Origin of the sequence: Paenibacillus koleovorans NBRC 103111 (assembly GCF_004000845.1) — a bacterium.
In the GTDB taxonomy this organism is placed as follows: domain Bacteria; phylum Bacillota; class Bacilli; order Paenibacillales; family NBRC-103111; genus Paenibacillus_AA; species Paenibacillus_AA koleovorans.
In genome coordinates, this window is sequence record NZ_BIMA01000195.1 from 1 (window position 1) to 7,822 (window position 7,822).

Below are 7,822 nucleotides of genomic sequence, written 5' to 3' on the forward strand. Positions count from 1 at the left end.
TAGGCAGAGCGCTGAAGAGGGAGAAACTCCCTTTGCGCCACCCGCCGACCACCGGTCGGCCCACCGTGCTAATTGTGCCACCAGCGCTTGAAGTCCTCCCACCACGACTTGTCGTTCGGCGATTTCGCATCCGTCGCGCCAGTGTCCGGCGTGACCGGCTGCCCCGTGCACGACTCGGTCGGCTCGGTACCCTTCACGAACGACTCCATACGCGCCTTGTCCATACACGCCGCCGTAGCGAGCTTGCCGGTCGCGCCGTCGATGTACACGCTGACGACGTCGTCCGGCATCGGGAACAGCTTCGGCGGAATCGCTTCGAGCACGCGCTCGGTGAATTCCGCGAAGATCGGCGCCGCCTGATACGAGTCGATCGGATTGATCGTCCGATCGCGGTCGTAGCCGACCCAGACGGCCGTCGCGAGCTCGGGCGTGAACCCGACCATCCAGGCATCCGTGTTGGTCGACCCCGTCTTGCCGGCCACCGGCCGCTTTAGCGTCGACGCAACGCGGCTGGCCGTCCCCCCGTCATCGAACACGCTCTGCATCAGGTTCGTCAGCACGTATGTGTAAGCCGGGTCGACGACCTGCGTCTTCGCCGGCTTCGCCTCATAGAGCACGCGGCCTCCCGGCGTCTCGATGCGCAGAATCGCCGTCGGCTCGATCCGCAGCCCTTGGTTGGCGAGCGTGCCGTAGGCGGACGCCATCTCGAGCGGGCTGACCGGGTACGTACCGAGCGCGAGCGACGGCAGCGACCCGAGCGAGCTCGTGATGCCGAGGTTCTTGGCGGTTTGGGTTACTTTGTCCGCGCCGACCTGCATGATCGACTGAACCGCGTAAATGTTATCCGACTTCGAGATCGCTTCCCGCATGTCGATTTCCGTATTCGGGTACTTATTATTGAAGTTGCTCGGCATGTACACCTTGCGCCCTTCGTCGTAAGTGAAGCTCGTCGGCTCGCTCTTGAAACGCGTGATCGGCGTGAATCCGGGCTGCTGCAGCGCCGTCAAGTACACGAACGGCTTGAAGGCCGACCCCGGCTGGCGGCTGCCGGACACCGCCCGGTTGAACTGGTTGTCATGGTACGACTTGCCGCCTACCATGGCCCTGATGTAGCCGGTGCGCGGATCAATCGCGACCAGAGCGCTTTGCAGCTCGTCGTTGCCCTCCATATGCTTCGACACGATTTCCTCAGCCGCTTGCTGCGCCTTCAGATCGAGCGTCGTGTAGATGCGCAGGCCGCCTTCGTCGAATTCCTGCTCGCTGATGCCGAGCCGATCTACCGCAACCGAGCGGACGTAATCTTGGAAGTAAGGCGCCGCGTTGGCCGGCGTCCGGTTTTCGCGCGGCTCGTAGTGGAGCACCTCCGCCTTGGCTGTCCGCGCCTCCGACTCGCTCACGTACCCGTTGCGCACCATCGTGTCGAGAATGAGCTCCTGCCGGGTTTTCGCGCTCTCCGGATCGAGATAAGGCGAATAATATTTCGGCCCCTTCGGCACTCCGGCAAGCAAGGCGCTCTCCGCCAGCGTCAAGTCCCGAGCGTTTTTATGAAAATACATTTTCGAAGCCGCCTGAATCCCATAAGCCGAATGGCCATAATAAATCTGGTTCAAGTATTGCTCCAAAATCTGATCCTTGCTCATCTGCATCTCCAGCTGCGCCGCGTACATCGCTTCCTTCAGCTTCCGGCTCCATGTGCGGTCATGCGTCAGGTACAGATTGCGCGCGAGCTGCTGGGTAATGGTGCTGGCCCCTTGGACCGTTGAGCCGCTCTCGATATTGACCAGCATGGCTCGGGCGATGCCCTTCGGATCCAGACCGAAATGATCGTAGAACCGCTCGTCCTCAATCGACAATGTCGCCTTCACCAAATAAGGGGAGACGCTCGACAATGGCACGAACTCCCGGTTTTGTCCGGGTGCGGAAGTGACCAGCATATCGCCGCGGATGTCGAGCAGCTGCAGGTTTTGCAGCGCCGTGCTGACCGGGAGCGCTTGCTGGCGGAGATAGAGCAGCATCCCCGCCAGTCCGAGCAGGCCCACTAGACCGAGCGAGAACATCAGGACGGTGAGGCGGGCGAGCAGGCTGCGTTTTTTCGGTTTTTTGCGTGATCTGCTGCCTGAATTGCGGCTGGAGTGGTTCGATTCGGGACGGGTTTCGTCTATGTCTTTGGGCATGCCGGGGCCCTCCTTAGATGAAGCGATCGTGTTGCGTATTTCTACTAGTATGGAAAGGAGTGGAAAGGGATATTCAACGCGATCCGAGGAATTTCGGCATTTTTCCAACTTTTCTGTCGGGAGGGTTGCATTGTAAAGGCTTTTTCGTATAATACAATTTGTGCCTTGTGGTACAATAAGGGAAGTTTGCGGCAGAACCTGGCTTGATCAGGAGAAATTGCGACAGAAAGAAGGAATCGACGATGGAATTGTGGTACACGGAAAAGCAAACCGACAACTTTGGCATAACGGCGAAAATTACGGAAACTCTTATAACGGAAAAAACGGATTTTCAAGACTTGGCTATTATCGATACCGTAGAATTCGGTCGGATGCTCGTGCTGGACGGCATGGTCATGACGACGGTGAAGGACGAATTCGTCTACCATGAGATGGTGGCGCATCCGGCGCTGTTCACCCACCCGAACCCGAAGCATGTGCTGATCGTGGGCGGCGGCGACGGCGGCGTCGTGCGGGAAGTGCTGAAGCATAAGAGCGTGGAGAAAGCGGTGTTGGTCGACATCGACGGGAAAGTAATCGAGTATTCCAAAAAATTCCTGCCTTCGATTGCCGGCGAGCTGGACAACCCTCGCGTGGAAGTCATCGTGAACGACGGCTATATGCACATTCACGACCACAAGAACAGCTACGACGTCATCATGGTCGATTCGACCGAGCCGGTTGGACCTGCGGTGGAGCTGTTCACCAAGGGCTTCTACCAAGGAATCTATGACGCGCTCAAGGAAGACGGCATCTTCGTCGCCCAGACCGACAACCCTTGGTTCAAGGCCGACCTGATCCAGAGCGTTAATCGCGACGTGCGCGAGATTTTCCCGATCGTCCGCGTGTACTGCGCGAACATCCCGACTTATCCGAGCGGGCTGTGGACGTTCACGATGGGCAGCAAACAGGCCGATCCGCTTGCCGTCGACGAGACGGCCATTCCGGAGCTCGATACGAAGTACTACTCTCCGCGGCTGCACAAGGCGGCGTTCGTCTTGCCGAAGTTTGTCGAGGAGCTGTGCAAGTAATTCGCTTAGTAGGCTTAAGACCGGCGCGAGCCGGTTTTTTGTCGTTGTCGAACCTTCATTGAATTTGACGGCGGCTTATTATACACTATCTGTAACCAACAGACAGGAGAACGAGCGGCATGACGACGGTTTCCAAGACGCCCGTCCAGGTACGCATCGAGAGCAGCGGCGGCGGACAAGCGTCCAAGCGTCGAGTGGAGGGCGAGCTATACCGGACTCCGACCGGAGCGAGCTATGTCCGGTATCCGGAGCCGGATCCGACGATGGGGCACACGACGACGACGGTGAAGTGGGACGGTCCCGAGATTCGGGTACTTCGCCATGGCGAAGTGAAGTCGGACTTGACCTTCGTCGTAGGCTCGAGAATGTCCGGCAGCTATTGGCTGCCGCAAGCCGACGCCGCTCATACGGAAGCGGCTCCCGCACCGGTTCTTCCGAGGCGGTCCCACACGGAAGGACGCATCCTGCTGGAGTCCGTCACCCGGGATATTTCCATCCAGGAGCGCGAGGCGGGGCCATCGCTCAAGTGGAGCTACGAGCTCTACGCGGACGGTCGATTTACCGGCTTGTACAAGCTGAGATTGGATATTCAGACATTGGGTACACTGGATACTAGCGAACCTACTAATTAAAGCAGCCAGCTAGCACTTCATTTTATAGAAGAAGAAATAGAGCGCGAGAACCGATGGAAGACACTCGTGGGGATCATAGGAGGCCGAAGGAAGATGGGCAACGCAAGTACGGTAGAGCAGATCAAGGGGCAGTTGAAGGAAGCGATCGCAGCGGCGGTAGCGGCAAGCGGATTGCTGGAGGGGGCGGACTTCCCCGAGTTCGTGCTGGAGGTGCCGAAGGAGAAGGCGCACGGCGATTTCTCGACGAATGCGGCGATGCAGCTGACCCGATTGGCGAAGAAAAATCCGAGAATGATCGCCGAAGCGATCGTCGGCAACTTGGACACCGCCAAGGGCGGCGTTTCGCGCATGGAGATTGCAGGACCGGGCTTTATTAATTTTTTCATGGACAAAAGCTATCTCTATCCGATCGTAAACGACGTGCTCGAGCAGGCTGACGACTACGGCCGGGTGAACATCGGACAGAAGCGCCGAATTCAGGTGGAGTTCGTCAGCGCGAACCCGACGGGAAGCTTGCATCTCGGCCATGCGCGAGGGGCGGCGGTTGGCGACGCGCTCTGCAACGTGCTGGACTTCGCCGGCTACGATGTGAGCCGCGAGTATTATATTAATGATGCCGGCAACCAGGTGGACAACCTGGCCAAGTCGATCGAAGCCCGCTATCTGCAAGCGCTCGGTCAAGACGCCGAGATGCCGGAGGACGGCTACTACGGGGAAGATATCAAGGGCTTCGCCCAAGAGCTGGCCGAGCAGGAAGGCGACCGGCTGACCGGATTGGCGGAGGCGGAGCGCCGCAGCTACTTCAAGTCTTACGGACTGGAGAAAGAGCTGCAGAAGCTGAAGCGCGACCTTGCTCGATTCGGCGTGTCGTTCGACGTCTGGTATAGCGAGACCTCGCTCTACGAGAACGGGATGATCGATCCCGTCCTTCGACAGTTGAAGGAATCGGGCCATATCTACGAGCTGGACGGGGCCACTTGGCTCCGCACAACGCCGCTCGGCGACGACAAGGATCGCGTGCTGATCAAGAATGACGGCAGCTACACATATTTGACACCCGATATCGCGTACCACCGCACGAAGTTCGAGCGCGGCTTCGACGAGCTGATCAACATCTGGGGCGCGGATCATCACGGCTACATCCCGCGGGTGAAGGCCGCAATGTCGGCGCTCGGTTATGAGCCGTCTCGCCTCACCGTACTGATCGCGCAGATGGTCAGCTTGTTCCAGAACGGCGAGAAGGTCAAGATGTCCAAGCGGACCGGCAAAGCGGTCACGATGGAGGACTTGATGGATGAAGTCGGCGTCGATCCGATCCGCTACTTCTTCACGATGCGCAGCACCGACTCTCACCTGGACTTCGACATGGACCTGGCGATATCCAAGTCCAACGAGAATCCGGTGTTCTATGTACAGTATGCCCATGCGCGCATCTGCAGCATCTTCCGCCAGGCGGAGGAGCAAGGCGTCGCCGTGCGGCCGCTCGGCGACGTTCGACTCGCGTCGCTTCAGGCCGAGGCGGAATTCGATCTGCTTCGCAAGATGGGCGAGCTGCCGGAGGAAGTGGCCGGAGCGGCCGAGCAGCATGCGCCGCACCGATTGATCCGCTACGTGTACGAGCTCGCTTCCCAGTTCCACAGCTACTACAAGGCGGAGCGGGTCATCACCGAGGATGCCGAGCTGACGCAAGCGCGGCTCGCCCTGCTGGCGGCGCTTCGCATCGTCATTCGGAACGTGCTCAAGCTCATCGGCGTCTCCGCGCCGACGAGCATGTAATTCCTCTAGATCTCTTGCTTGAGCAAACGCAGCACGCGCACGGCGTCGAGCTCGCCGCAGCCGTTCGGCTCCCTCGTGCGGAGCCCGATGACCGGATTCGACGCCTTGCGCAGCAGCGCTTTGATATCCTTCGGCTTCAGCTCGGGCTTCAACGTGAGCATCAGGGCGATGACGCCGCTCACATGCGAGGTGGCCATCGACGTGCCGCTGAGCTCCATGTATTTGCGCTGCAGCCAGGTCGAATGAATCTTGTCGCCCGGCGCATAAATATCGATGGCTTTGCCCCGGTTGCTGAACGGGGCTATTCGTTTATTCCGCGTCGTCGCGCCGACCGCGATGGACTGCACGAACCGCGCAGGGTAGTCGATCTGCGCCCGCCGGCCGTCGTTGCCGGATGAAGCGACGACGGAGATGCCCGCGGCGAAGGCGTTGCGCACCGCGTCGTGAAGCGATTTGCTCCGGTTGCGCATGCCGAAGCTCATGTTGATGATGTGCATCCGATTGCGTACGCACCAGTCGATGCCCAGGATGATGTCGGAGACGAAGGCCGTCCCGTTGTGGTCGAACGCCTTCACCGGATGGATCATCGCCATCGGCGCTACGCCGACCATCCCGGAATACGAGTTGGAGGCGGCGATCGTCCCTGAGATATGCGTCCCGTGGCCGTTGTCGTCCACCGGCAGCGCTCCCCGCTGGATCAGGTTCACGCCGCGCGAGATGCGGCCGCGCAGATCGGGATGCAAATAATCGATGCCCGTATCCACGACGCCGATGCGGATTCGGTTGCCTTTGGCGTGATGCCACGACTCCGGCGCCTTGATCTGCTTCACGCCCCACGGAACGGTCGAGAACTCCGCCACGGTGCCGTTCGTTTGCTGGGTGACGAGCCGGGCTTGCGGAGCATGGACCTGCAGAACGTTGTCTACCTCGACGAAGCGGATGCCGGGATGCGAGCTCAATTCGGAACCGAGAGGGAGCGAGCAGGAGATCGCGTGAATCAAGTCGATCGGCTGAATGCTGGAGAGCTGCGGGGAGGATGGCGGAGCCGAGCTGCTCCAGCAGCGCATGAAGCGGTTAAAGTCGGTTTTGGTGCGAAAGTGGATGATGTGTTTTCTGACCGTATCCGTGTCCGTCACGGAGGGGGTCTGGAGCAATCGCATGAGAGCCGCATCGTTCAACTTGAATTCCTCCCAGACGCATCGAATGGTTCCTGCGGTATCATATGTACAGGACTTCCTGCCCGAAAGAGATGAGCGCCTTTTTTCGCGAGAAATGGGCGGATTGAAGTGTCATTGGTGCGGATGGCTCATAATATGGATGGAGAGTTCATTTCGGGCTCTTCGTATGCATCAAGGTAGCGAACGCTTGCGTGTCGCGGCTGATGCGGATACAGTCAAAATGCGGAAGCCCTTGGGAGGCTTCCGTTTTTTTACATCAGAAAGTTTAAATCCTTTACAGTACTAAAGCGTAAGAGGTAAGCTTGCTAAGCACGGTTGGGTTGAGGCTGAACGATAACGCTATTTCGCCGAAATGGGCGAGCCTTCGGGAAATAACACTCCGGGAAAACGCTATTTGCCCTTACTCCCCTCGGAAAGGCTATTCCGACCGCCAATAATGCTATTTGACTGCAACAGCGCCGGAACGGCGAAATAGCGTTATGCGGAGTAACTACTTAGGTCCAAGTCTCAAGCCTCGCCTCCGGTTCCGATTTGTAAACTATGAAAAGGCAGTATTCGCTCTAGTCCGACTTTTCCGGACTACGTGTCAGGAGCGAAGGGGGAAGCGGTCTCTAGTCCGACTTTTCCCATTTGCAGAGCCGTTTCCTCACGCTCCCTTTGGAAAAGCCGCTCTAATGGGGCCGATTCGGACTACCGAGCTTTTCCGAGCGGTGAAGCGTGCGGTAGTCCGATTTTTTCGGACTAGGGAACAAGGGTACAGGCGCGCGCTGCTCGAGAATACTCTTCACCTCGAGCGGGTATAGCTGGTTGCGGGAATGCGTCCTCCCCAAGCGCCAACTGAACTCTTTCGCCAGAGGACCATCCGGTTGATCTTCCCGGATGTTTTTTCTTATGGTTTTATTAGAAAGTATAAGTTTTTTGGGGCGGAACCTGACGGTTCCCCCACTCAGGGACGGAGACCATGGTCTCCATTGCGCTGCAGTCCGACTATT

Annotated in this window: 5 protein-coding genes; 3 read left to right on the forward strand and 2 right to left on the reverse strand. The window is 58.6% G+C overall.

Annotation, left to right across the window (positions count from 1 at the left end; all coding sequences use genetic code 11):
* Positions 1–68: 68 nt before the first annotated feature.
* Entirely contained in the window at positions 69–2,174 is a 2,106-nt protein-coding gene (locus PKO02S_RS31185; RefSeq protein ID WP_127589060.1) for a transglycosylase domain-containing protein, read from the reverse strand.
* Between the two features lie 242 nt (positions 2,175–2,416).
* On the opposite strand from PKO02S_RS31185, the gene speE reads away from it, so the two are divergent.
* The 3 genes from speE (at position 2,417) to argS (ending at position 5,652) form a co-directional block, all read left to right on the forward strand.
* On the forward strand, positions 2,417–3,244 hold the full coding sequence (speE, locus tag PKO02S_RS31190) for a polyamine aminopropyltransferase (RefSeq protein ID WP_127589062.1): 828 nt from the start codon (positions 2,417–2,419) through the stop codon (positions 3,242–3,244).
* A gap of 119 nt (positions 3,245–3,363) precedes the next feature.
* Positions 3,364–3,876 (forward strand): YwiB family protein, encoded by a 513-nt coding sequence (locus PKO02S_RS31195; protein WP_127589064.1) that lies wholly within the window; start codon positions 3,364–3,366, stop codon positions 3,874–3,876.
* Between the two features lie 93 nt (positions 3,877–3,969).
* Entirely contained in the window at positions 3,970–5,652 is a 1,683-nt protein-coding gene (gene argS / locus PKO02S_RS31200; RefSeq protein WP_127589066.1) for an arginine--tRNA ligase, read from the forward strand.
* Positions 5,653–5,657: 5 nt separating this feature from the next.
* Here the strand turns inward: argS and PKO02S_RS31205 are convergent, their stop codons facing one another.
* On the reverse strand, positions 5,658–6,830 hold the full coding sequence (locus PKO02S_RS31205; RefSeq protein ID WP_246067658.1) for a S8 family peptidase: 1,173 nt from the start codon (positions 6,828–6,830) through the stop codon (positions 5,658–5,660).
* Positions 6,831–7,822 lie beyond the last annotated feature (992 nt).

Excerpts from the sequence above, each read along its gene's own strand:
- PKO02S_RS31185 (WP_127589060.1), bottom strand. The coding sequence starts at position 2,174 with ATGCCCAAAGACATAGACGAAACCCGTCCCGAATCGAACCACTCCAGC.
- speE (WP_127589062.1), top strand. The coding sequence starts at position 2,417 with ATGGAATTGTGGTACACGGAAAAGCAAACCGACAACTTTGGCATAACG.
- PKO02S_RS31195 (WP_127589064.1), top strand. The coding sequence starts at position 3,364 with ATGACGACGGTTTCCAAGACGCCCGTCCAGGTACGCATCGAGAGCAGC.
- argS (WP_127589066.1), top strand. The coding sequence starts at position 3,970 with ATGGGCAACGCAAGTACGGTAGAGCAGATCAAGGGGCAGTTGAAGGAA.